Source organism: Sporosarcina jeotgali, assembly GCF_033304595.1.
GTDB classification, from domain to species: Bacteria; Bacillota; Bacilli; order Bacillales_A; family Planococcaceae; genus Sporosarcina; species Sporosarcina jeotgali.
The window spans coordinates 2,764,593-2,788,861 of the sequence record NZ_CP116341.1; the positions used below are offsets into that span (position 1 = coordinate 2,764,593).

At 45.2% G+C, this 24,269-nt stretch carries 25 protein-coding genes; 5 read left to right on the forward strand and 20 right to left on the reverse strand.

What is annotated here, in order from left to right:
* Nucleotides 1–39: 39 nt before the first annotated feature.
* Entirely contained in the window at nt 40–1,194 is a 1,155-nt protein-coding gene (locus PGH26_RS13970) for an MFS transporter (protein ID WP_323691647.1), read from the forward strand.
* Nucleotides 1,195–1,237: 43 nt separating this feature from the next.
* Here the strand turns inward: PGH26_RS13970 and PGH26_RS13975 are convergent, their stop codons facing one another.
* The 3 genes from PGH26_RS13975 to PGH26_RS13985 all read right to left on the reverse strand — a co-directional run bounded on the left by PGH26_RS13975 (nt 1,238) and on the right by PGH26_RS13985 (nt 3,116).
* Nucleotides 1,238–1,486 (reverse strand): hypothetical protein, encoded by a 249-nt coding sequence (locus PGH26_RS13975; RefSeq protein WP_323691648.1) that lies wholly within the window; start codon nt 1,484–1,486, stop codon nt 1,238–1,240.
* A 90-nt stretch (nt 1,487–1,576) separates the two neighbouring features.
* Nucleotides 1,577–2,431 (reverse strand): membrane protein insertase YidC, encoded by an 855-nt coding sequence (gene yidC / locus PGH26_RS13980; protein WP_323691649.1) that lies wholly within the window; start codon nt 2,429–2,431, stop codon nt 1,577–1,579.
* A gap of 301 nt (nt 2,432–2,732) precedes the next feature.
* On the reverse strand, nt 2,733–3,116 hold the full coding sequence (locus PGH26_RS13985; RefSeq protein WP_323691650.1) for a hypothetical protein: 384 nt from the start codon (nt 3,114–3,116) through the stop codon (nt 2,733–2,735).
* Nucleotides 3,117–3,296: 180 nt separating this feature from the next.
* Here PGH26_RS13985 and PGH26_RS13990 point away from each other — a divergent pair, with 180 nt between their 5' ends.
* Nucleotides 3,297–3,794, forward strand: coding sequence for a GNAT family N-acetyltransferase (locus PGH26_RS13990; RefSeq protein WP_323691651.1), 498 nt, complete (start codon nt 3,297–3,299; stop codon nt 3,792–3,794).
* Nucleotides 3,795–3,847: 53 nt separating this feature from the next.
* On the opposite strand, the gene PGH26_RS13995 is transcribed toward PGH26_RS13990, so the two are convergent.
* The 5 genes from PGH26_RS13995 to mntR form a co-directional block, all read right to left on the reverse strand.
* Nucleotides 3,848–4,327: a DUF4064 domain-containing protein gene (locus PGH26_RS13995; RefSeq protein ID WP_323691652.1), complete on the reverse strand. Its 480-nt coding sequence runs from the start codon at nt 4,325–4,327 to the stop codon at nt 3,848–3,850.
* A gap of 127 nt (nt 4,328–4,454) precedes the next feature.
* Nucleotides 4,455–4,736: a GNAT family N-acetyltransferase gene (locus PGH26_RS14000; protein WP_323691653.1), complete on the reverse strand. Its 282-nt coding sequence runs from the start codon at nt 4,734–4,736 to the stop codon at nt 4,455–4,457.
* A gap of 64 nt (nt 4,737–4,800) precedes the next feature.
* Nucleotides 4,801–5,685, reverse strand: coding sequence for a DUF1002 domain-containing protein (locus tag PGH26_RS14005; protein ID WP_323691654.1), 885 nt, complete (start codon nt 5,683–5,685; stop codon nt 4,801–4,803).
* Nucleotides 5,686–5,739: 54 nt separating this feature from the next.
* Nucleotides 5,740–6,600 (reverse strand): CvfB family protein, encoded by an 861-nt coding sequence (locus tag PGH26_RS14010; protein WP_323691655.1) that lies wholly within the window; start codon nt 6,598–6,600, stop codon nt 5,740–5,742.
* A gap of 37 nt (nt 6,601–6,637) precedes the next feature.
* Nucleotides 6,638–7,045 carry a transcriptional regulator MntR gene (mntR, locus tag PGH26_RS14015; RefSeq protein ID WP_323691656.1) on the reverse strand — a complete coding sequence of 136 codons (408 nt, stop codon included), beginning with the start codon at nt 7,043–7,045 and terminating at the stop codon, nt 6,638–6,640.
* A gap of 132 nt (nt 7,046–7,177) precedes the next feature.
* Between mntR and PGH26_RS14020 the strand changes: the two genes are divergently transcribed.
* Entirely contained in the window at nt 7,178–7,333 is a 156-nt protein-coding gene (locus tag PGH26_RS14020; RefSeq protein ID WP_125101451.1) for a lmo0937 family membrane protein, read from the forward strand.
* A 42-nt stretch (nt 7,334–7,375) separates the two neighbouring features.
* Here the strand turns inward: PGH26_RS14020 and PGH26_RS14025 are convergent, their stop codons facing one another.
* The 11 genes from PGH26_RS14025 to PGH26_RS14075 all read right to left on the reverse strand — a co-directional run bounded on the left by PGH26_RS14025 (nt 7,376) and on the right by PGH26_RS14075 (nt 20,565).
* Complete coding sequence (locus PGH26_RS14025; RefSeq protein ID WP_323691657.1) at nt 7,376–8,482, reverse strand: GNAT family N-acetyltransferase; 1,107 nt, start codon at nt 8,480–8,482, stop codon at nt 7,376–7,378.
* A 27-nt stretch (nt 8,483–8,509) separates the two neighbouring features.
* A complete protein-coding gene (locus tag PGH26_RS14030) occupies nt 8,510–10,618 on the reverse strand; it encodes a heavy metal translocating P-type ATPase (protein WP_323691658.1) in 2,109 nt (702 codons plus the stop codon).
* Nucleotides 10,611–10,967, reverse strand: coding sequence for an ArsR/SmtB family transcription factor (locus tag PGH26_RS14035; protein ID WP_323693533.1), 357 nt, complete (start codon nt 10,965–10,967; stop codon nt 10,611–10,613). Before PGH26_RS14035 ends, PGH26_RS14030 begins: the two co-directional genes overlap by 8 nt.
* Nucleotides 10,968–11,847: 880 nt before the next feature.
* A complete protein-coding gene (locus tag PGH26_RS14040; protein WP_323691659.1) occupies nt 11,848–14,235 on the reverse strand; it encodes a penicillin acylase family protein in 2,388 nt (795 codons plus the stop codon).
* A gap of 515 nt (nt 14,236–14,750) precedes the next feature.
* The gene (locus tag PGH26_RS14045; RefSeq protein WP_323691660.1) at nt 14,751–15,152 is read right to left on the reverse strand and encodes a Na+/H+ antiporter subunit G; all 402 of its coding nucleotides are present in this window, start codon (nt 15,150–15,152) and stop codon (nt 14,751–14,753) included.
* Nucleotides 15,130–15,414 (reverse strand): Na(+)/H(+) antiporter subunit F1, encoded by a 285-nt coding sequence (locus PGH26_RS14050; RefSeq protein WP_323691661.1) that lies wholly within the window; start codon nt 15,412–15,414, stop codon nt 15,130–15,132. The genes PGH26_RS14045 and PGH26_RS14050 overlap by 23 nt, the downstream gene beginning before the upstream one ends.
* The gene (locus PGH26_RS14055; protein ID WP_323691662.1) at nt 15,414–15,896 is read right to left on the reverse strand and encodes a Na+/H+ antiporter subunit E; all 483 of its coding nucleotides are present in this window, start codon (nt 15,894–15,896) and stop codon (nt 15,414–15,416) included. The genes PGH26_RS14050 and PGH26_RS14055 overlap by 1 nt, the downstream gene beginning before the upstream one ends.
* 23 nt (nt 15,897–15,919) lie before the next feature.
* Complete coding sequence (locus PGH26_RS14060; protein ID WP_323691663.1) at nt 15,920–17,416, reverse strand: Na+/H+ antiporter subunit D; 1,497 nt, start codon at nt 17,414–17,416, stop codon at nt 15,920–15,922.
* Nucleotides 17,409–17,747 (reverse strand): Na(+)/H(+) antiporter subunit C, encoded by a 339-nt coding sequence (locus PGH26_RS14065; protein WP_323691664.1) that lies wholly within the window; start codon nt 17,745–17,747, stop codon nt 17,409–17,411. The genes PGH26_RS14060 and PGH26_RS14065 overlap by 8 nt, the downstream gene beginning before the upstream one ends.
* Nucleotides 17,748–18,173 (reverse strand): Na(+)/H(+) antiporter subunit B, encoded by a 426-nt coding sequence (locus PGH26_RS14070; RefSeq protein WP_323691665.1) that lies wholly within the window; start codon nt 18,171–18,173, stop codon nt 17,748–17,750.
* The gene (locus PGH26_RS14075; protein WP_323691666.1) at nt 18,160–20,565 is read right to left on the reverse strand and encodes a Na+/H+ antiporter subunit A; all 2,406 of its coding nucleotides are present in this window, start codon (nt 20,563–20,565) and stop codon (nt 18,160–18,162) included. The genes PGH26_RS14070 and PGH26_RS14075 overlap by 14 nt, the downstream gene beginning before the upstream one ends.
* A 355-nt stretch (nt 20,566–20,920) precedes the next feature.
* Here PGH26_RS14075 and PGH26_RS14080 point away from each other — a divergent pair, with 355 nt between their 5' ends.
* Complete coding sequence (locus PGH26_RS14080; protein WP_323691667.1) at nt 20,921–21,595, forward strand: universal stress protein; 675 nt, start codon at nt 20,921–20,923, stop codon at nt 21,593–21,595.
* A 64-nt stretch (nt 21,596–21,659) separates the two neighbouring features.
* On the opposite strand, the gene murB is transcribed toward PGH26_RS14080, so the two are convergent.
* A complete protein-coding gene (gene murB, locus PGH26_RS14085) occupies nt 21,660–22,577 on the reverse strand; it encodes a UDP-N-acetylmuramate dehydrogenase (protein ID WP_323691668.1) in 918 nt (305 codons plus the stop codon).
* A gap of 219 nt (nt 22,578–22,796) precedes the next feature.
* Between murB and PGH26_RS14090 the strand changes: the two genes are divergently transcribed.
* Nucleotides 22,797–24,173, forward strand: a complete 1,377-nt coding sequence (locus PGH26_RS14090; protein ID WP_323691669.1) for an FAD-dependent oxidoreductase — start codon at nt 22,797–22,799, stop codon at nt 24,171–24,173.
* Nucleotides 24,174–24,269 lie beyond the last annotated feature (96 nt).

The window sequence follows — 24,269 nt, forward strand, 5'->3', positions numbered from 1 at the left end:
TACTTTTTCAGCATGATTCTTTAACTAAGGATGATTTTAATGGCTAATCAACGATGGCTTTCTGCCAGTTTTTTTGTATTCTTCTTTACGTGGGGTATCTTTCTTCCCTATTGGACCGGATGGTTAACCATTGAAAAAGGTCTTGCTGTTTCTACAGCCAGCGTCATCATGGGAGTCGGAATGGCCGCAAGAGCGCTCACTACGTTCCTCGTCTTTCCTGTATTGACGAATAGGTCCGCTCTCAGAAGAGTGATCCAAGGGCTAGCAATTCTCTCCTTGCTGCTCACCATTCTTTATTTGCCCGATTCACCACTGTGGGTACTGGCAGCCATTACGATATTATTCAGCGCGGTCTATCCGATGGTATTGCCCGCTGTCGAGAGTGGTGCCACTCTATTAATGCAGTCTGAGCACATCCATTACGGAAAAAGCCGTTCTTTTGGGTCCATCGGATATACAGTCGCTTTACTGCTCGTCGGTGCAGCAACGTCCATTTGGAGCGAACAATCAATTTTGTATTTGATGATTGCCGGCCTTGCTGCTGCGGTTCTATTTTTCATGAGAAGTGCACCAGCTGTTCTTGATAAAACTCCTGAACGCACATCAGCTAGTATTTCTCAGACTAAGTTAAGGACGTTGTTCCAAACAAAAGGGTTTCTAGTCATAACACTGCTAGCCGTTTTACTGCAAGGGGCCCACGCTGCCTATTATAGCTTTGGGTTTATTTACTTAGATGATTTGAATGTTTCAGGTTTTTGGATTGGCGTAATTTTAAACGTTGCCGTGTTATTCGAGATTCTTTTCTTCCGCGTTTCAGACCGGATGCTGGCAAATGTAAAGATTTCAACGATGTTCTTAATTGCCGCAATTGGTTCAACAGTTCGCTGGATTGTTGTTTTTCTATTTCCGATTACGTCCGTATTTGTGGTTACGCAAATGCTGCATGCCATATCTTTTGGTATTGCACATTATGCTTTCATCCAATATATATCCACTCGTCTTCCAAAGCAGCAGATCGCTTCTGCACAAGGAATGTACGCAGCCTTCGCAATGAGCTTGAGTACCGCATTTTTGACGATTCCTGCAGGATATTTATACGACATCACTCCTGGACTTGCGTTTTTAGGAATGGCAGTGTGTACAGTTCCTGCTATCTTTATTGTACTTTTCACTCGACGAAAACTTGCATACTAAAAAAGGAAACGGTACTGCGCAATGCGCGCTGCCGTTTCCTTTTTTATCCTAGTAATCTTAAAAATAAGACGACCGCCAAGGCGATTGCAAATAACGTGGAAAGCCCTTGCATCCACCTTGCCTCCCGAATCATTCCTTGGCTCTTGAATTGTCTCGCTCGCGCACTGTTCGTAAGTGCAAACAGCGCAATCATGCCGATCAATGCATTTTGTAAATCTAGCTTGACGATAAAATAGAGTGAAAATGCGCCGGCTAAGACGATGCTTATTCCATAAATCCATTTACTGTTCATCAGCATATCCCTCCATTTCACGGTCAGGCCTATGTTCTATAGTTAAAAAAGAAGCCGGAGTAAGCTCTCCGGCTGGGGCAGTGACTATAATTACTTACCTTTTTTCTTGCTGTTCTTATGCTTTTCATCTTCCGGATCAACGATCTCTACATCGACATGACCGTCAGCTTCAACAGCAAGTTCTGCTGCTGTGTGTTTATAGTAGAATTTACGTCCAAGGTACGTTTGGAAGATCATGAACAGACCCCCTACAGCCCAGTATAATGGTAAGGCTGCCGCCACTCGATACGAGATGAACATGATCATAATCGGTGAAATGTAGACGAATAATTTCATTTGAGCTTTCTGCTGTTCCGGCATCGTCCAAAGTGAAACTCGCGCTTGAACGAAATACACAGCACCTGCAATAAGCATCATAATAATATCAGGTTTCCCTAGCTCAAACCAGAGAAATTGATGGCTTTTCACTACATCATCGGCATACAAAATCGCGAAGTACAGACCCATGATGATTGGCATTTGAATCACTAATGGAAGACATCCCATATTTAATGGATTCACATTATGCTTGGAATAAAGGCCCATCATTTCTTGCTGCAATTTCATCTGTTCTTCTTTGTTGCCTGATTCTTTAGCAGTTTTCATTTGCTTCTGAATCGTTTCCATCTCAGGTTTTAACGCATCCATTTTCACTTTCATCTCTTGCTGTGATTTGTAGTTCTTTAACATAAGCGGCATTAAGATTAAACGGATTCCCATCGTAATGACGATAATTGCAAGTCCATAACTTCCGCCAAATGCTTCTCCTAAATTGTGAAGCAGCCATTCCATCGGCTTAACAAACAGTCCGTAAAAGGTACCTGTTTTTTCTTGTACACTCGTACAGCCACTCAGTAACACGGCGGCTGTAGCCAACATCGTTATAAATCCAATTCTTTTTTTCACGAAATCCACCTTCACTATTTTTCAAACTATTAGCAACCCTGATTTTTTATAGAGAAAACATAGAGTGACTAACGGGATTTTTTCAATTACAGACGGTCTTCGTCTCTTCAAAAAGTATACCCTAATCCCCTTTACAATTACAATGAAACCTATTGTGAAAAATACGATTTCGTCGGGACAATATAAAAAAACCTGCATTTCGTGACAATTTAGACACTTTGCAGGTTTTAGTTTGCAGCACGTGTGTGCACACATGCAATTAAGTTTGATAGTCAAAGGTCAATGACCTAAGAGAAGACAGTTAATTCGTTTTCGATTTATCTGAGTCGGATTTTGCTTCTTTTGACTCCAGCTCGTCCGTGATTTCTTTGTCCACTTTTTTGTGATAAAGGCCATCGTCTTTTGCATCTTTACTCTTATCTTCGACTTCCTGGTTGTAGTAATGAACGCTCGTTTGCGCACCTTCACTCACCATCTTGTTGTCTTGGAAATCATAAGGGTCTGACATTCCTGTTTTTGTTTGATCTGAGTAATCTGCTTTTTTAGATTGAACGAAAGAATCGACTTTCGTAACTAAATTATTTACAGCTACTTGTGCTTTGTCACGATTCTCTTTTTTACTGAAATACGCATAAGCCCCAGCTGCAAGGGTTGCAAGTAAAATACCATTACGTTTTTTAGCCATGAAAATCAAACCTCCAAATTTTTACTTATGTTTTAGTATGTGTCCTTGTAACAAGTATACCCCACTTATTCATCGCCAAACGCTCATAACATTTCATTTTCATGACAAGTCTGACTATCGCTAGTTTTCAATACATGCATTTGTTATGATGAGAGAAAGGAATGATGAGGTGAAAGCGCAATGATTCGACAAATGATTGAGGAAGATATTGCTGCCGTTCAACACATTGCCCGTGAGACTTGGAAAGCAACGTATAAAGAACTTTTACCTGAAACTGTGCAACAGAAATTTCTCGATAGCGCTTACTCAGCACCTATGCTGTTGAAGCGAATGGAAAAGACGGAAGTTTTAATCGCCGAACGCGATGGCCGCGCTGTTGGATTCTTTAACATGACACGGATAGATGAAGATGGCGACTCGGAATTGACTGCACTTTATATACTCCCAGACTACCAGCGCCAAGGAATTGGCATGGAGTTATTTCAAGGTGCATTAACGCTGCTGGATGATGCTGTGAAACTATTTGTTTACGTTGATGACTTGAATGATCCTGCTAAAGCATTCTACGAGAAACTTGGTTTTGAGTTGCTTGAAGTGTTCGATGAAGACTTTGAAGGAGTTCCGGTTGAAACGGCACAATATGTTTATATGATTCGAGAAGCCGCATTATGCATCTGATACAAAAAACGTCCTGTTCAGCAACTTGCTGAACAGGACGTTTTTGCATTGTCTTACAATGGACGCATTCCGCCGTCTTCAGGCGGTGTGTCGGTGATAATTTGGTCATCCTGATACACAGTTGTCTGTTTCTTAGTCAGACAGAGAATACCAGCGATATAAAGCAGGATTGAAGTAAGAGATAGAATACCACCCGTTAATCCTCCAAGGATAAACATGATTCCTGCAAGTTTCGGATTTTTGTTCTTCCAAATGTTGACTAACCCAATGATCGTCAGCACTAAGCTGATAACTAAGAATATAACTCCTAACCATATGAAGCCGCCAATTCCATCAAAAATGTTAAAAATTATATCAATATCTGCAGGTGTCATTGTTGGATCTGAATAGAACTCCATTTCCATTTCTGTACGAAAATCTGGATTCGAGCTGAACATACTAAATAGAACTGCACCAAAGATGGATGCGATAACTCCTAATGCTGTAAAGACTAATCCTATGATTCCTAATACTTTCTCTGCCGTTCGGTTCAAATTACATCGCCTCTCTTTTCCTAGTTGATAGTCTACTATACGGCTGAATTCACGAAACGTTTCAACTTTTGATGATTTCGTAAAAAGAGCGGACCGCCTAAACGCTGCGTTCCGCTTTTAAATTTGGTTATGCTTTCACATCGTTATATTCTTCGTATCGATTGAACGCGGTTACTACGTATGAACAAACCGCTTCCATTTTCAAATTGTTCTCACGCGCATAATCAGCAGCACGATCTAGAAGTTTTTTCGCAACGCCTCCGCCGCGGAGCTCTTCAGAAACGTACGTATGGTCCATCACCATTACATCGCCAAGAAGTGTCCACGTAATTTCAGCCAGCGCTTTGCCATCTTTCTCATTGCGAAATGCATAAGCATCTCCGCCGAGATCTTTGAATTCAAATTCCATGAGAACAGCCTCCCTTTTAATTGGGTGATACGAATAGTTGAATCGTTCAACAATCCTTGCTTATTTATTGAAACACGGATTTAACTGAATCCACAAGTCCTTTGAAGAATTCTTTGACTTTATCCCAAAAACCAGGATCGATTTCGCCTAATTTGTCTTTAACTTTTGAAGCCATGTCATCCAATTGCTGGGAAAACTTCGAGAAATCGATATCGAGTTTACTAATTCTGTCCATCAGGTCAGTCAGTAGTTGACGATCTGCATCGCTCAGCTCAATTTTGTGTTTCTCTAATTGTTCTTTGACAATTTTTTCGACGTCTTCTTTAGTCGCAGGTTTTTTGTCTGAAATCTGTTGTTTAATATCGGTTAACAATTCAGCGACTTTATCTTTGTCTACACCTTTTTCAGACAGTTTCGTTGCAACGTCCAGTTCGTCATTGGCGACGTCAGTCCGCTCTTTATCCAACGTTTCACCGCTTACTTCATACGCTTTGTAGATCCCGACTAACGCAGAATGCCCTGTTACTTTTTTAGGTGCTGCCACTTCTACTTTAGCATCTTCAATCCCTGCAGTCAGCATTGCTGTTGCGTACATATCTGGAGTAACTTGAGTTATATTATCTTGCGTGACGATTGAAATCACGAGCCCTTTTCCCGCATCCTGTCTCATGATTTTCGCTGAAGAATACATACGGGCATTCGGATCACCGTCTTTGATATACGTAACCAAGTCTTTACCTGTCACTTCAATTTCTTCAACTTCCGCTTCCTCGTCAACTTTCAGACTTTTTTTCACGCTCGCCTTTTCGTCATCGGAAAGGTTGGCACCGTAAACTACAATTGGCACTCCCAGCTTCTCATTAATCGTTGAATCCGCTGAAGCAATGTTCGGTAATAGCAGTCCTACAGAGAGCATCAATGCAAGACTGGCAGTAAGCGTTCGTTTCATCGTCTAACCTCCTTGTTTCCAATACATACGAAATCTGCAGCAAAAAGGTTCCCGTTACACTTTGAGGGATGTCCAGCCATCACGCTGTTCGATTTTGCCGTCTTTCATCAAACGGCCTAAAGCACGTTTAAAAGCACCTTTGCTTAAGCTGAACATTTCCTCGATTTCCTCTGGTGACGATTTGTCGGTGAACGGCATTTTCCCGTTCGTCTCCTGCAAGTATGCAAAAATCATTTCTGCATCGTCACCCATGCGCTCTTGCTTTCGCGGCAGAAGCGATCCGTTTAACGTGCCATCTTCTTGTACATCAATGATTCGGACTTTCAGTTCTTCTCCAAGACGGGGCTCTGCAGCCATTTCGCTAGCGTGTATGAAGATCCGGAAATTATCCGGAACGCTCAGCAGGAAAGCACCTACAGGCAGCAGACGATACGGACGAGCGGTCAAGTTATCATTCATGCGCCATTGTTCAGCAACACCGATAACATCCAGTACGCGTTCTTCCGTTGCCAGACGTCCGAAAATCGTTCCAGCCGGATCCGTGCGCAGTGTCATATAAAGCGCATCATCAATCTTCGGCCATAGCTTGCGGACATGCGGCAGATCCGCTTTGTTCACAAGCACTTCAAAGGCTGCACCAATATCAACATATGCTCCGTATTGGTCGTCTACCCGCAATACGCGTGCCCATCCGTATGTTCCCATCGTCATGTGCGGCAATTGCATCGATGCGGCAAGTTCCCCGCGTCGGTTCATGAAGAGGAAAACATCCGGAGTATCTCCTGCTTGTAGTGTTTCAGGTGCTTCAGAAGCGTTCATATACAATTCGGTTCCATCTAAATCGAGTGACCAGCGTGAGCCTTCAAGCTCCAGTACGCGAACTTTTTGAACTGTTCCTGCAAGTGTATTTGTCATCTTATTCTCCCATTTCCTTAAATAATTGTTAGTAAACTTATTCGTTGCGCTGTTTGAGTGCAGTCACGAAGCCTTGGTCTTCGTTCATGGCCTGTACAAGATCGGTTATTCGATCCATCGCGTCCCAGCTCAGGTGATGTTCAATTCCTTCAACATCTCCATATATGTTTTCTTCCTTCACTCCGATAATCCGCAAAAATTGTTCCAGCAATTCATGCCGCTGCACGAGACGTTCACCAAAATTACGGCCGCGAACGGTTAAGCTGATATCTTTATAGCGTTCATAAAAGACGTAGCCTTCCTTATGCAAACGCTGCGCCATTTTTGTGACGGATGAAGGGAGGACAGCGAGTGATTCTGCGACGTCAGAAACTCTGGCCTGGCCTTTTGCTTCAATTTGCAAGTAAATTTGTTCAATGTAGTCTTCCATACTCGGTGTTGCCAATCCAAGCACCTCCGGTAACATTTTATAGCCCATTATCCTCAAATAATTTTTTCTGTGTTTAACACATTTTATTGCGGGGTATCTAAACAACATAACCAATTCAATCACAATCTCGAAAGGAGTGAACGACACATGGGTAAATTACTTTGGATTATCATTGTAGCACTAATTGCATTCTGGGTGCTCGGCCTAGTTTTCAAAATCGGTGGTGGACTTATTCATATCTTGCTCGTCATCGCACTAATCGTATTTATTCTTAATATGATTTCAGGTAGACGGTCAGTTTAAATAAAGGGATGTCGGGTTTTCTCCGACATCCCTTTATCACGTTTACTGGCTGATTTTTGCATAAACAACTGTGTTCCTCAAATGTGTGCCATCAGCCGACCGATCATCATTTTTCAATACAGCTTCCTGTTCAAAGCCCGACCGTTCTGCAACGGCACGGCTTTTTTTGTTGAGCTCATCGCATCTGATTTCTACGCGCCTGGCACCTAGTTCATCGAACGCAAACTCCGTAATCCGTTCTACAGCCTCTGTCATGTATCCTTTTCCTTCATATCCATTAGCTAACCAGTAGCCGATTTCAACTTTGGGAATGGTCCAATCGATTCGATGCAACCCCGATGATCCAACGAAGTCACCTGTTTCTTTCTCGAACAAATGCAGCCTTAGATCTTTTTTCATGATGAAATCTGCAATGCTCTGGCGCATCCGCTGTTCTGTGTCCGCCAGATTCTGCGGCTGATACGCCCACGCCATCCATTGCCGCAGAGTCGGCAGTGTCTGCAAAATTGCATTATTGACATCAGAGACGTCATTTAATGACGGCATGCGGATGAGTAACCGTTCCGATTCAAATTGGTCTGGGAAATCCGGAATTTCTTGAACTATATGAGAATCCTCGTGATCTTCCCAAACGACGGGTGTTTTCTTTCCGGCCATATAGTCTTCACGAGTGATTCCGTAAGTAATGGCATCATAAAAACGGTCTTCTTCAGGAGAAAACCATGCTTGCCGCAAGTGCCCCTCTTTTACAAATCCTGACCGTTCAAACGTTTTGCGCATCGCCAAATTGTCATGACGTGTATGTCCAGCCAATCGGTTCTTTCCTTCCGGCAGGCCGAATACATAGTCCGCCATAAGCCGTAACGCGCTGGCTCCATAGCCTCTCCCGCGATACCGGTCTGCGATACGCAAGTCGAATAAAGGGACATCGTCTTGTAAATCATGAATCTTTGCGATGCCCACTTTTTCACCATTGTCATTGACGAGCCAAAATGTTTTAACTTCATCTGACTCGTAACCGCCTTCTCGTATCGCCTTTTCAATCAATTCACGACCTGAGTTTTCTTGCATATGAAATGGCCATGTATTCGTTGTCATGAAGTGGATCAGCTGTTCCTGTTCCACCATTGTCCATTCTTTAAGTTGCATTAGGAAGTTCCTCCAAACGACTGCTTCTTACTTTTGAATTCTCATTAATCGAAGTGAATTCAACACTACTAACAGTGTTGCCCCCATATCTGCAAAGATTGCGATCCATAGCGTCAGCCAGCCTGGGATGACGAGAAGCAGTGCAGCAATTTTTAGTCCTACTGCAAACATAATGTTTTCTTTGATAGTACGCAACGTTTTTCTACTTAATTTCACGGTATATGGCAATTGTTCCAGGTCATCAGCCATTAGGGCAATGTCCGCAGTTTCAAGTGCCGCATCCGTTCCGGCACCTCCCATTGCGATACCCACTGATGCTGCAGCAAGTGCAGGGGCATCATTAATGCCATCTCCAACCATTGCCACGCGCTTTTTACCTTCACTCAATTCACGGATTGCAATGAGTTTATCTTCCGGCATAAGCCCTGCACGCACATCGTCAATTCCTAAACGGGCAGCAATTGCTTGCGCCGTTTTCGGGTCGTCCCCTGTCAGCATGACAGTTGTATCTACACCGATTTCTTTCAAACGGTCAAGGACGAGTTTACTTTCCACTCTAACGGGGTCCGCGACTGCAAATAATCCGGCAAATACACCGTCGATCACAGCGCCCATTACAGATTTACCTTCTGTCTGCATAGTAGCGGCAGTTGTTTTTGCATCTTTCGGCAGTTCTGTCAGTTCCTCCATCCAGCGGAGACTTCCGACAGACACTTTCTTACCACCTACATCCGCGACTGCGCCCTTACCTGTGACAGATTGGAAGTTTTCAGCTTGCATCACTTCGAGGCTGCGCGCCTCTGATGCATTGACAAGTGCACGTGCCAGGGGGTGCTGTGAGAGACGCTCTACTGCTGCGACTGACTGCAGAAGTTGCGCTTCTTCCACTCCATTTGCGGTGATAATATCCGTTACCTCTGGATATCCTTTCGTCAATGTACCGGTTTTATCGAACGCAACGGTCTTGATGTGACCCATTTCTTCTAAGTGGACGCCGCCTTTAATGAGCACACCTTGACGCGCTGCATTGCCAATTGCTGTGACGATCGCAACAGGGGTGGATACGACTAATGCACACGGACAACCTACGACTAGAACTGCCAGCCCTTGATAAATCCACGTTTGCCAATCCGCACCGAGAAGTGGCGGAATAACGGCTGTTAGCGCTGCGATAACGATAATCGCCGGCGTATAATATTTTGCGAATTTGTCGATGAATTGTTGCGAAGGCGCTTTTTCAGCTTGTGCATCTTCAACAAGATGAATGATTTTAGCAATCGTCGTGTCTTCGACTAATTTGGTTACGGTAACTTCAAGGGACCCTTCTTCGTTCAGTGTCCCTGCGAAAACGGTATCATCTATTTCCTTGATGACGGGTACAGATTCGCCGGTAATGGCGGCTTGGTTTACGGTAGAATACCCGGATTGGACCGTACCATCCATCGCAATTTTCTGACCCGGCTTTACAATTAGGACGTCTCCAACTCGAATATCTTCTGTTGGCAGCTCAAACGTTTCTCCGTTTCTTCTGATCGTTGCTGAAGGAGGCGCGATGTCCACTAAACTGCTAATGGATTGCCGGGCTTTGTTCATGGAATAGGATTCCAGTGCTTCACTAATTGCAAATAGAAGTACGACAACAGCGGCTTCGCGCCATTCCCCAATGATTGCGGCGCCGATAATTGCAATGGTCATCAGGGTGTTCATATCAAATTCCAGGCGTACGAGGTTTTTGAGCCCATCGATGAACATGGAAGTTCCGCCGACTACTATTGCGATTGCAAAAAGAGCGATTGCCGTTACGTTCGTTTCTCCGTATTTATTGGATAAAAATAAACCTGCCAGAAGAAACACGAGAGAAATAAGTGAAACAATGTTTTCTCTCCGTTTGAAGAATGGTGTTTTCTGAGTCGGTTTCCGCTGGGATACCGGGACAACCCGAATGCCGTCAAATGCACCAGCTGATTCAAGTTCACCGACGGTCGCGTCCCCTGCAAACGAAAGTTTACTGGCACCGAAGTTCACAGTCGCCGCTTCAACATGAGGAAGACGGCTGACGTTTTTTTCAAATTTCATCGCACAGTTCGCACAGCTCAAATTCTCCAGCCGATATTCTGTTCTGTCCGTTTCAGCCATTCTTTTCACCTTCCATCGTATGTTCGTGCGCAATTTTAACAAGCTGCAGTACGTGATCATCCGCGAGTGAGTAATAGACCATCTTACCCCTTCGTTCCGAGTGTGCTAATCCATTTTCTTTTAAATAGCGCAGATGATGAGAAGCGGTTGCGTTGGAAGCGCCGATGATCGCTCCCACGTCACATACACAAAGCTCTTGTTTCAATGTGAGTGAAAAAGCAATTTTAAGCCGCGTTTCATCTGCCAGCGCTTTAAAGAGCTGCACCATATCCCCAACACGCGGTAATTCTTCTTGAATTTCAACTACTAGCGAGTCATGAATTATCTGTTCATCGCACGTATCGATCATTTTCAATATCATCCGCCTCCTCATCATTCAAATGTCCGTTTGATTGTAAGGTTAGTATATGCGATATTCTGACGATTTGCAACTAATATCAAACGGCGGTTTGAATGATCGTGAATTCTGTTTCCACTTTCTGCACTGAATTGCTTCGCAAAGCGAAGCACACCAATTAAATCCTGGTTTTGATTGGTGAAGTGCACTTTTTTCGCGATTTTGGGAGTTGTGAGAGGAGTGGAGTGCCGCGGGCAGGATGGGGCTTGGTGGACACGGTGGGTGCGGTGTTTATGAGCGTATTTTAAGTTTTATGAGCGGAATCCGTTGGTTATGATCATATTTCATGGTTTATGAGCGCATTCCTGGGGTTATGATCAGTTTCGGGGATTTATGAGCACTATCTCTGTTTTATGAGCTTTTATTGAGTTTTATGAGCACATGGTAAGCCATGAGCCTTTTCTATCTCCGCCACTTGCAATCAACTACACTTTCGTCCCCACTTTCCGTACTGAATCGCTTCGCAAAGCGAAGCACACCAATTAAATCTTGGTTTTGATTGGTGAAGTGCACTTTTTTCGCGATTTAGTGAGGTGTGGGAGGAGTGGAATGCCGCGGGCAGGATGGGGCTTAATGGGCGCGGTGTTTATGAGCGTATTTTGAGTTTTATGAGCGGAATCTGTTGGTTATGATCATATTTCATGATTTATGAGCGCATTCTTGGGGTTATGATCAGTTTCGGGGATTTATGAGCGTTATCATAGTTTTATGAGCTTTTATTGAGTTTTATGAGCATCTGCTGTCATAAAGGAGGCCACAACTGCAGCACACTCGGTCGCTTATCCGAACCCAAACAAAAAACAGGGGCAACTAACACCCCTGCTTCATCCGCTTATTTCGCTTCCAGTGTCAACACGTGCCCGTCTTTCACATCACCCGTCAAAACAGTCTCATGGAAATCTCCTCGGACCCAATCATCCGCTTGGTCATGGAACCATTGCGACTTTACGTGGCCGCTTTGTCCTGGCCCTACAATATGGTAGGCCTTGGATAAGTCATCCATATCAGCAACGAAACGCCATGAAGCCCCGTGATTGGCACTGCCATCGTCTTTGAAAGAAGCAGCTTGAACGGTAATCCCTGATCCGCCAACAGGCTGCTTTTTCGGATCCAGGAAACGTGCTAATATCGGTGAAGCGCCAGATAACGGATGCGGGAATACGAGCTGATGGAAATCTCCCCACTTCCACTTCTCCGACTTATCTCCATACTCTTCTTTTAAACTTGCGATCGTCTTTTCAAATGCATCAAATACCCATTGGTCAACTCCTCCATACTCAGCCACCCAAGAAGAGGGGTCTCCTTTATACGCACTTCGAAGAAACTGATCCGTCAATTGCGGCTTCCCTGGCATGAATTCGTAAACGTCCGCAGGCATATCTGAGGCAAACATGGTAACTGGTAATTGTTTCATAAGTTTATGGAAGATTAAAGGCTGTGGTGCGTCTGCTGAATCCACTTGATCCCATTCTTTCATCTCATCTAAAACTTTCGTGTAACTCCCTTTTCGATCCAGCTTTTCAATGGATCCAATCAGTGAGTCTAAAAATTCTCCAGCATGTAAATTCTTTTGATCCATTTGTAAGTTCATCATGTCTTTTGCAGTAAAGTCATCCCCATCGCGAAGCACTTCTGCAATCCGCTCATAGCGGTAAGGCTGCGCCCAAAACTTCGTAATGTGGTACGGATATTTTTCATCTACAACTTCATTGTTTGCGGTAGCAATGAATCCTTCGTCAGGGTTCACTAGAGTTGGCAATTCATCATACGGAACATAGCCATCCCATCCGTATTCAGATGAATTCCCTGGAACCGGCAGCTGGGCATCGCCCTTTTTACGGATTGGGATTTTCCCATTCGCTTTGAATGCAATCGTTCCATCTGTTGAGGCGAAGACAAAATTTTGTGCAGGTGCACTGAACGATTCCAAAGCTGTTTCAAAGGACTCCCAATCGTCCGCTTTGTTCAAGTCCATAATCGCTTCAAGCTCATTACTCGGTTCCAGTGCCGTCCATTGCATCGAGAACACCGCATCCGGTTTTTCATCCTCATAAATGATGTCAGTAATGATTGGTCCGTGCCTAGTGACGACAACTTCGAATGGTACATCTTCTTCGTCTTTCACTCGGATGGTTTCGTCACGGACTTCGGCTTGCTCCCATTCATCATCGTATTGGAATTGAGTTGGATCGTCGGGATTTGGTATTTCGATATAGAGATCTTGAACGTCCGGACCCACGTTTGTTACGCCCCATGCAACTTTCTCGTTATGACCGAGAATGATGCCAGGAATCCCTGCAAAAATGACACCGCTGACATTCTGTTCCGGTGACTTCAAGTGAATTTGATGCCAAATCGACGGTGTACTGAGTCCTAAATGAGGATCATCCGCCAGCAGCGGCATTCCTGATTTTGTTTTATCCCCCGATACAACCCAGTTGTTGCTTCCGTTAAATTCATGTGGAAGTAATTCGGGGTCAAACTGCCCTGTCACTTGAACGGGATTTTTTAGATTTGCTTCCATAATGGATTCTGCATTTTCCGGATAGGTAATGAACAAATCTTGTGCTTTTTCTTCAGAATAATGATTAAGCGCCCAGTGTCTCATGGCTTGCGGCGTCCACTTTCCACCTAAGTCATATGCCATATACTTTCCAATCGTCAGCGAGTCAATCGGCGTCCATGGTTCTGGTTCATAGCCAAGCAACTTGAATTCATAGGACAACTTTCCATTGTCTTTGACTTCGTCCATGAATGCATTCACGCCATCTGCGTACCATTCCAACACTTGCTTGGCATCATCGCCGTATGTGTCAAATGATTTCTCGGCTGCGTTTCTCAGACTGAATGTGCGGAATTGTTTGTCGGTGTCAATCGCTTTCGCACCAACTACTTCAGAGAGTCTGCCACTCGCCTGTCTCCGCGCGAGATCCATTTGAAACAGTCGATCTTGTGCATGAACATACCCTTGCGCGCGATATAAATCGGCGTCGGACGTTGCCTCCAAATGAGGGACACCATTTTCATCTCGGGTCACGGTTACGTCTTCGTCCAGAACAGAGAGTTGAACGTTTCCTTCAATCAGCGGCTTCGATTTTCCTATGTAAACGTTTACAAAGATAAGTGCAGCTGCAACAATGACGACTAGTGCCGCGAGAATCCATAGAAGAATCTTCAGTGGTTTGCCCATTCTCTTTTGATGCTGTGCATGTTTTGCCATGGAACTCTCCCCCAATCCTAATTTTTCACAGTACTTTATCTATATTCGTTGCAAAACTAAAAAATCCCTTTCAAATTTGAAAGGGATTGCTTGGTGTGGATTGGATTAGGTATGAGCGGGTGTGCTTGTTTATGAGCGGATTCATGAGTTTATGATCACTTCTCGAAACTTATGAGCGGATTCCGCGGTTTATGATCACTTCTCACGTTTTATGAGCGTTTCCACTGGTTTATGATCACTTCTACAGCTTTATGAGCGTTTCCACAGGTTTATGAGCACTTCTCCAGCTTTATGAGCGTTTCCACAGGTTTATGAGCACTTCTCCAGCTTTATGAGCATTTCCACTGGTTTATGAGCACTTCTACAGCTTTATGAGCGTTTCCATTGGTTTATGAGCACTTCCCATGCTTTATGAGCGTTTCCACAGGTTTATGAGCACTTCCCACGCTTTATGAGCGTTTCCACAGGTTTATGATCACTTCTACAGCTTTATGAGCGTTTCTACACCTGTATGATCACTTAGCGTCGTCTATCCCGTTATCTTCCTGATCATCCCCCTTAAGGCGATCGCCATGAATGACTTCATACAATTCATCTTCCACTGAAATCTCCGCGAGTTCTACTTTTGAGCGATACGCGGCGCGGATAATCAGATGGCCTGCGACAGGGGCTGTTAGGAAAACGAAGACGATTCCCAGCAATACACGGACACTGACGAAATGGTCGTGGAACAAGAAATACAGGAACACGCCGATTAACGTCAGCAGCACTGATAGCGTTGAGCTTTTCGTTGCGGCGTGTGAACGCGTGTAGACATCTGGCAAGCGAATCAGCCCGAATACACTGATCACACTGAAAATACTACCGAAGAGGATGAGCAGGGCCCCAATGAATTCACCGATCTCGTTTTCGTTCAACGATAACCCCCCTCTCGATGTATTTGGAAAAGGCAATCGTACTGATGAACGACAAAATCCCTAGAATCAGAATGACTTCCAAATACGCTTTCGTTCCGTAAACAATTGACACGACTCCGATTGTCGCAAGCAGATTCACGCCAATGACGTCCATCGCGATTACACGATCCGGCATCGAAGGACCGATAATGAGGCGGAGAACTGCAATTGCAATCGTCACTGCAAACAGCACAACAGATATCGCAAGCATTGTTTGTATCATTATCGGGTCACCTCCATAATCGCTTTTTCGAAGTTCTTCAATTGTTTGATCAACCCATCACGGGATTCTTGGACATCCATCGCGTGTATGTATAACGCATCGCTTTCCGGCGTCACTTCCATGACGACCGAACCTGGCGTCAATGTCAGCAGCATCGACAGCATCGTGATCTCCACATCACTGCGCAATATCGTTTCGTACTTGAAAATCCCCGGTTCAATCTTCAATCGCGGACTTAAGATTTGACGCAATACGACCGCACTTGATTGGATCAATTCCGAAACGAAGATAAACAGTAATTTCACCACAGCATAGACACGGCGCAGATAGAAGCGTGTACCGAAAAAACGGTGCATGAAGAACAGGATTCCGATTCCTACGAGAAAACCTGCGTAGAACGTGGAAAAACGCAATTCGTCTTCATCGATAAGCAGCATCCATAAAAATGCGATGAACAAGTTCAATAACAGCTGACCTGGCATTCTCCTGTCCCCTTTCCTCCACGCTAGTTTTTGAGCAGCGCTTCTTTATCCAACACGGCATTGATATACGATTGCGGATCAATCAAAGTTGCAGCAGCATCATTCACAAACGGTGCAAGCACATCCGCACCGATTCCAATCGCGAGCGTCAAAATGCCAAGCAGCACAATCGGCAGCAGCGTCCGTTTCTTCAATACAGCTTGTTCCTCGCTTCCGATAATCGCTTCCCCCATGAAACAATTAAGGAAAATACGCAATAGCGAATACAGCACAAACAGACTCGACACGAACGCGAGGGTCAGCAATACAAACGTTTCCGCTTCAATCAGTCCTTCTCCGAGCAATACTTTCCCGATGAAGCCGCTGAACGGAGGAATCCCAGTCAGTGACAGCATGGCGACGAAGAACAGCCAGCCGAGTGCGGGATAGTTCCGCAGCAAACCGCTGATCTCTCCGATTTTCGCTTTTCCTGTCAATGAGATCATCAAACCGCCAGCGAGAAATAGCATCGCTTTGACCGCCATGTCATGCAGCACATAGTAAATCGAGCCTTGTAGCGCGACTTCATTGCCAGCTGCCAGTCCCACTAGGATGAAACCAACTGCAATGACAACATTATAGGCAATGATTTGCCGGATATCTCTTGATGAAAGTGCTCCGATGCTTCCGCCAATCAGTGTTAACGCCGCCATGATTCCGATAATCGACTGGGTAATCTCAGGAGAATGATGGAACACGAGCGTAAACATGCGGATCAGCGCATATATCCCAACTTTTGTGAGCAGCGCGCCAAACAATGCAGCAATGGCGGCTGGAGGTGCACTGTATGAACCTGGCAGCCAGAAGTAAAGCAGCAATCCCGCCTTCAAACTGAAAACAAGTAAGAAAATCAGACTGATCAGCGTCAGCACTGGCCCCTGGCCACTTTCAGTAACACGCACTGCGAGCTGCGCCATATTAAGGGTTCCTGTTGCGCCATAGAGATACGCAATCGCGAGCAGGAAAAACCATGAAGCCAGCACATTAATCGTAATATAAGTGAATGCTTCGACCAGCTGAACTTTGCGCCCTCCCAATATCAGAAGAGCGTAAGACGCGAGCAGCATCACTTCAAAGCAGACGAACAAGTTGAAGATATCTCCCGTTAAGAATGAGCCGTTGACGCCTGCCAGCAAGAAAAGCATGAAAGGATAGACATACATCCTTTCGAATGCTTCCCCAATTGTTGAAAATGCGTACAGCAGAATAATACTCGTCACGGTTGCAGCAGCTGTCACCAGCAGCAGTGCGAACGAATCTCCTACAAATAGAATGCCATATGGCGGCTTCCATCCCCCGAAGTCCAATCGCAAAATTCCTTCAGATTGAATTTTCAGCAACAAGTACACACCGATTCCCGCAGAACCTGCTGTCGCCAAGAAGCTGAGTGAACGCTGCATGATGAACGAATTGCGGAAGAATGTCAGCACAATCGCAGTAAGAAGAGGAATAAGAACAGGCAATACAAGAACATTAGTCATCGAACTCTCTCCTTACATCATCCAAATTATCAGCACCCGTTTCGCGGTAAATCCGGTAAGCCAGCACGAGGAGAAACGCCGTAACAGCAAAACTGATGACGATTGCAGTAAGGATGAGCGCCTGCGGAAGTGCATCCGAATACGTCGAACCTTCTTCTGTCAGCAATGGAGCATCTCCCTTTTTCAAACCGCCCATCGCGAGTATCAGCAAGTGAATGGCATGAGAAAGAATTGCGGTCCCTAAGATGATTCGCACAAAATTGCGGGAGAGCAGTAAATAGACTGCCACCATAACGAGAACGCCTACCAGTAATGTAATTAAGGTCTCCATTTAATTCACATCCTCACTGATCGTCAGCAGAATCGTCACGACGACGCCTACTACAGTTAGTGCGACACCTGCTTCAAACACCAGTACCATCGAAAGTTCGGTCATTCCGAAAACAGGTAACGCAAACTCCCCTTTTTCTTGTGTCAGGAATTGGTTACTGAATAACATAGGAACTAAACTGCTCCCTACAGCTAGAAATACACCGAGCCCGGCAATCTTTTTGAAATCGAATGGGATTCCTTTATGGACCGTTTCGATATCATACGTCATATACAGCAGCAGCAATGCTGATGCGAGGACGAGCCCCCCGGAGAATCCGCCGCCTGGATCGTTATGACCGGAGATGAAGAGCTCGACACCGAACGTCAGTATGATGAATACGACGATTTTCGTAACCGTGCGCAAGATGACGTCATTGATTTTCATTGCCGTCACCGTCCTTTTTATCTTTCAACTTGATGAGTACATACACACCGAGTCCGCCGATCAGAAGAACGACAATTTCGAGCATCGTATCGAACGCACGGAAGTCCCCTAGAATCGCGTTGACGATATTGCCTCCGCCGGTCAGTGTTTTTGCATCCTCAAAGTATTTGGAAATCGGTTCGAACAGCCGGTTTCCCTGTACAATCAGCGCTGTCACGATAACGATTAGTCCTGATGCAACTGCGATGAACGCATTCAGCGCTTTTACTGGACGGCGTGGTCTCTCTTTCTCCCAATCCGGCATGAAGCGGAATGTGAGCAAGAATAGAACAGTAGTTACCGTCTCTACGACGATCTGCGTCAATGCCAAGTCAGGGGCGCGCAAAACAACGAACAGGAATGCAACTGTAAATCCGAGGACCCCATTCAGCAGAATCGCAATCAACCGGGAATTTACGAATAGTATGGAGATCGCCGCAGCCATCATGACGGCGATGAGGATATACTCGTTCATAGTCACCGTTGCATCCCCCGAAAAGTTGAATGCGAGACGCCAGACAAAACTCAATGCAGTCCCCATCATGGCAATGAAAAACAGCAGAATGTACGTGAAATAACGATGCAAATGCCCCGTCATGTACTTATTGGTCAGATGATAGGAGTTCCCTTCCAGCTGAATCAGCAATAACGTGTAAATGTTATCAATCTTCCAGCTAAATGGAGATATCGTATAGATTCTTCTCCACTGATGAAGGAAAATGTACAGGATCGTACCCACTAGGATAATTCCGATCGTCATCCATAGAGCAGGACTCAGACCGTGCCAGGCGGCGATATGCGGAACAAGTGAATCAGAATCCCCAAACGATGGATAAACCGCAGCCATCGCTGGTTTTAAAATCCATTTGCCTAAAACGTTCGGGAAGAAGAACAATCCGACAATCAACACACCTAAAATAGATGGCGCAACGAGCATCCCGGGTTGAGGGTCATGCGCGCCGCGATCGACCCAGGCAGGCTGCTGCTGCTGGCGTCCGAAAAACGTTTGGAAAACGATGATCATGCAATAGACGAATGTTAAGACACTTGCTATCCAAGCGACAATCGGAATCCACACGTGGACACCCGGCAGCGCTAAGTGCTGGACAGCGAGACTTGCTTCTAAAAAGAGTTCTTTACTTAAAAACCCGTTAAACGGAGGCAGTCCTGCCATAGAAAAACTGCCTGCAAGCGCAATACTGAATGTAATCGGCATGAATACAGCCAGTCCGCCAAGTTTTCGAATATCCCGCGTCCCCAGTTCATGGTCAACAATCCCGATAATCATGAATAACGCGCCTTTGAATGTTGAATGATTGATCAAATGGAAAAGGCCTGCAAATGCGGCAGCGGTGTAAATGGTTTTATCCGCCCCTGAAATTTCTAACATCGCAGCTGAACCGATCCCTAGTAAACTCATAATGAGACCAAGCTGGCTGATGGTTGAATAGGCAAGCAGCGCCTTCAAGTCATTTTGACGGACCGCGTTGAATGATCCCCATAATAAGGTCAATAAACCGATGAACGTCACCGAATAGAACCAAAGTTCACTTTCTCCAAATACAGGAATGAAGCGTGCGACAAGGTAAATCCCCGCCTTAACCATCGTAGCGGAGTGTAAATAAGCACTGACCGGCGTGGGTGCTTCCATCGCATCCGGCAGCCAAATATGGAACGGGAACTGAGCAGACTTTGTGAAGGCACCTAGTAAAATAAGCAGCATCGCCGGGATGAAAAGATCGTACGCTGGCAGCGTTTCCGCCATACCGATCATCTCTTGAATGCTGTACGTCCCTGTCATATGGTGCATCATAAGAAAACCGACAAGCATACCGATTCCGCCGGTCACTGTAATCAGCATCGCCTTCTTTGCGCCAGCACGGGAGTTTTTCCGCTGATGCCAAAAAGCAATAAGCAAGAAGGAAGAAACACTTGTCAATTCCCAAAACACATAAAGGACCAGGATGTTGTCTGAGAAGACGACACCGAGCATGGAACCCATGAACAGCAATAGATACATATAAAAACGGCCAAGCGCTTCTCGTTCAGATAGATAATAGATGGAATACATAACAACGAGCGTCCCCATGCCTGTAATGAGCAAACCCAAAATCATGCTGAGGCCGTCTAAGTGGGTAGTGAAGTGGATACCGGCGGAATTCAACCACCGGATTGTGTGGAACAGATTCTCGCCTGAAGCGAGGTTTGGAATCTGAAGGCTGAGAATTACAAACAACATCAATGGAACCGGTAATACCATCCAGCCGATTCTCTTACTGCGTACATATGTATAAAGCAACGGAACAAAAAGCGATGCCAAAAAAGGCACCAGAATAAGTATTGGAATGATCATTTCGTCGTACCCCCTATCAAAAAAAGAAAACACGGGTCCTATCATCAGAGTCTTCACATGTATGGTTAATCCATAAATTGCAGCAGCAATACTGGTACGGGGATTTCACGAATCCGAAGATATTCTCTGTGACGGCTTGACTCGGATGGAAAAGCCGGCGATAATGAGTGCCATATGAGTACAGTGAACAAGCCCGAAACTTGTGTTTAGTTTCAGGATTAGCGTTCAACCATTGACGGTTGTGTTTTTGGATTCACTATAAAGTATACACAACATTTACTTCAATCGCACTTGAAGCGATACGGTCAAGCAGGTGATCGCCTGGTATTCGGATTCTCAGGAGGTGGAAGACTACATGGGTAAAGTGAAAGGACGCATGGACGAAAGCATCCTCGTCTGTGTATATTACGGACCTAACGGAGAGCGGCTCATTCGCAGAGGCCACCAGATGGCAAGCGCAATGGATTGCCCTCTATATATATTAACTGTGGATCCGCGGCCGCTTGATGATATGGATGCAGATAAATCGGATTACATCGATCGGTGGCGTGAACTTGCGGAGGAGTTGGAAGCGGATGAATTCATCGTACGCGATGACGAAAACAGACCCACCGCAAAAGTGATTAAACAAGTGGCGCACGATCGGAATGTCACTCAGATCATTATCGGACAAACCGCACAAAGCCGTTGGGAAGAAATTACGAAAGGTTCTTTCATGAATGTGTTGCTGCGTGAAATTACATTTGTCGATTTTCATGTAGTTTCCGTAGCACGTTCCATCAAGCATGATGTAGAAGGACTGTTCGAAAAAGGACTGCGCGCCTATTTGACGGATGACGGAGAAGGTTTCCGGATTACGTTCAACTACACTAAGGATGCCCGATTCGAGGGGATTTTCTTCAAAGAGACGGGGACCGATTTTAATAACGGCATCTTTAAATTCATGCATGACGGCAAAATGTGTCAAGTGAGAATCACAGATGACCGTGTTGAAGATCCGTCATTAGTCAGCTGCAAAATCGACGTTTAATGTTAAGTAAAAGCAGGAAGTGCCGAAGCACTCCCTGCTTTTTGTTTTGCTGCATGTTATACGATTACTCCGCTGATTCCCCGACAATTTTCACTTCACGTTCAAGATCTACACCGAAACGTTTTTTCACTTCTGCTTGAACCATCTCAATTGTTTGGATGTAATCCGTGGCAGTAGCGTGATTTTTGTTGATGATGAATCCCGCGTGCTTCGTTGACACTTCTGCGCCGCCGATTCCTTTTCCTTGAAGACCGCTGTCCTGAATCAGTTTCCCTGCGAAATAGCCTGGAGGACGTTTAAATACACTTCCTGCCGAGGGATACTCTAAAGGCTGCTTGGATTCACGTTGAAACGTCAAGTCGGCCATTTTGGCATCGATGGCCTCTTGGTCTCCGTATTCCAAGTTGAAGTCTGAAGAAATAACGAAATATCCTTCATCAGCAATAATACTTTTCCGATACCCGAGTTCCAGTTCGTCTTTCGACAAAACAAAGATTTCTCCCTTGCGATTCATAAGAGTGGACTTCACGATGATGTCGTTAATCTCTCCGCCATATGCCCCGGCGTTCATCGCCATTGCCCCGCCGACTGAACCCGGAATACCGCAGGCGAATTCAAATCCCGTAAGTCCGCCCGCTGCAGCAGCTCTCGAAACGTCGATAATATGTGCACCTGCTTCAGCATGGACATGCGTTCCATTCACAGAAATCATATCCAATTTAACAGGATGCAACACGATACCGCGGACTCCTCCATCACGAACGACCATGTTCGATCCATTCCCGAGCAATAATAAAGGGATATCGTATTCATATGCATAACGGACAGTCGATTGCATCTCTTCAACTGTTTCAGGGATCACCAGCAAATCAGCATGCCCGCCTAATTCTGTTTTTGTATAATTGGAAAGGGATTCATCCAGCAAAAGCTGCCCCTTAGTAATTGTTGTTTGTAACTCATTGAGCCATTGTTGCTTAGCCATTCCACCCAATCCTTTCGAATGTACGTACCACTATAACAGTATGCTGTGAATCTAGTGATTTGACAAGAGGTACGGACATGTTTTCTTTATCGTTTCATTCTACTTGCTGAACATTAACAATCCCTGAGAGTCCGTGTATTTTTAATCCGCTCTGTTAAATCTTTTGGTTTCTGGCGAAGATGGACATATATGAACTTAACGAACACGGAGGGATGCACATTGTTGAACTCACTCTGGCTAGAAACAGCCTATCCGCGTGACACCTATCCCCCGCCTGCTTCTGATACAATCTGCGATGTTTGTATTATTGGAGGTGGATTATGCGGTCTCACTGCAGCGTACTTACTAGCTAAAGCTGGTAAAAAAGTGTTATTGCTTGAAAAGGATCGTGTGCTTGAAGGTGCGTCAGGTAATACGACCGGAAAACTAACGACGCAGCATGATTTAGTCTATGCAGACATACTTAAGAAATTCGGCACAGAATCTGCAAAAGTCTATTATAGGACGAATGATGACGCGATTCGGTTCGCGCAGTCCATTGCCGAAGGAGACGAATTGCGCACAACGAATTCCGTGTTATTCGCACGCACCCCTGCAGGAGTGAACGCTTTAAGGGAGGAAGCCGATGCTTATCAAGCACTTGGAATTCCTTTCGATCGACGGTTGAATTGCGAATTACCTCTTTCTTTAAAAGAAACGCTTACGTTCACGAATCAGGCACAGCTTCATCCCGTTCGATTTGGTCAGCACATTTCAAAACTGGCTGTTTCTGAAGGCGCGCAATTATGTGAAAAATCCGATGTGCATTCGATGGATTTGAAAGCAAAGTCCCTCCAGCTTTCATCCGGCATCGTCATTCACTTCGACGAACTTCTATTATGTACACATTATCCAATTGAAGCGCTGCGGGGCATGAATATTCTGAAGCTGGAAGTGAAACGGTCTTATCTCTTATCTGCGCCTGCGGATATGCCGCTGCAGAATCAATACTTATCTGTGGATGAACCGAAACGCTCAATACGGACGGTATTCATCGACGGGCGACCGCATTTTTTACTCGGTGGGGAGGATCATAGAGCCGGTGTTACAAGCAATACCGACCTTCATTACAATCGCTTGGCCGAAGAGCTGCAATCCGTCTATCATCTCGGGGAACCGATCCATAGCTGGTCGGCGCAAGATCCGTCGACTCCGGATGTAATTCCTTATGCAGGCCCGATTTCAAGAGCGATGCCTTATGTCCATATTTGTACAGGTTTCCGCAAATGGGGCATGACGAATTCGCTCGCAGCCGCACAAATTGTTACGGACCAGATTACAGGCCAGCCGAACCCTGCCGCATCTCTATACGCACCTGACCGTACAGGCTTTGGTACATGCTTGTTCCAGGCTTTGAAAACAACGGGATTTGTGCTGAAGGAATTCGCAGGAGGTCATGTGACTCGGACAGGTGCACCTATTTGTACTCATATGGGATGTCGAACCCGCTGGAACAAAGGGGATGAAACGTGGGATTGTGCATGTCATGGTTCCCGTTTCAGGAAGGACGGTTCTGTGTTAGAGGGACCCGCTTCACGTCCTCTCGATTTACAGTAGAAGCCATGATGCAGCATTGTGGAATCAACGGTTTTAAGAAATGAATCGAAAACTGCGGGCAATTTGCAAGCCATTCCTATTAAAAAAGCTGCGAGG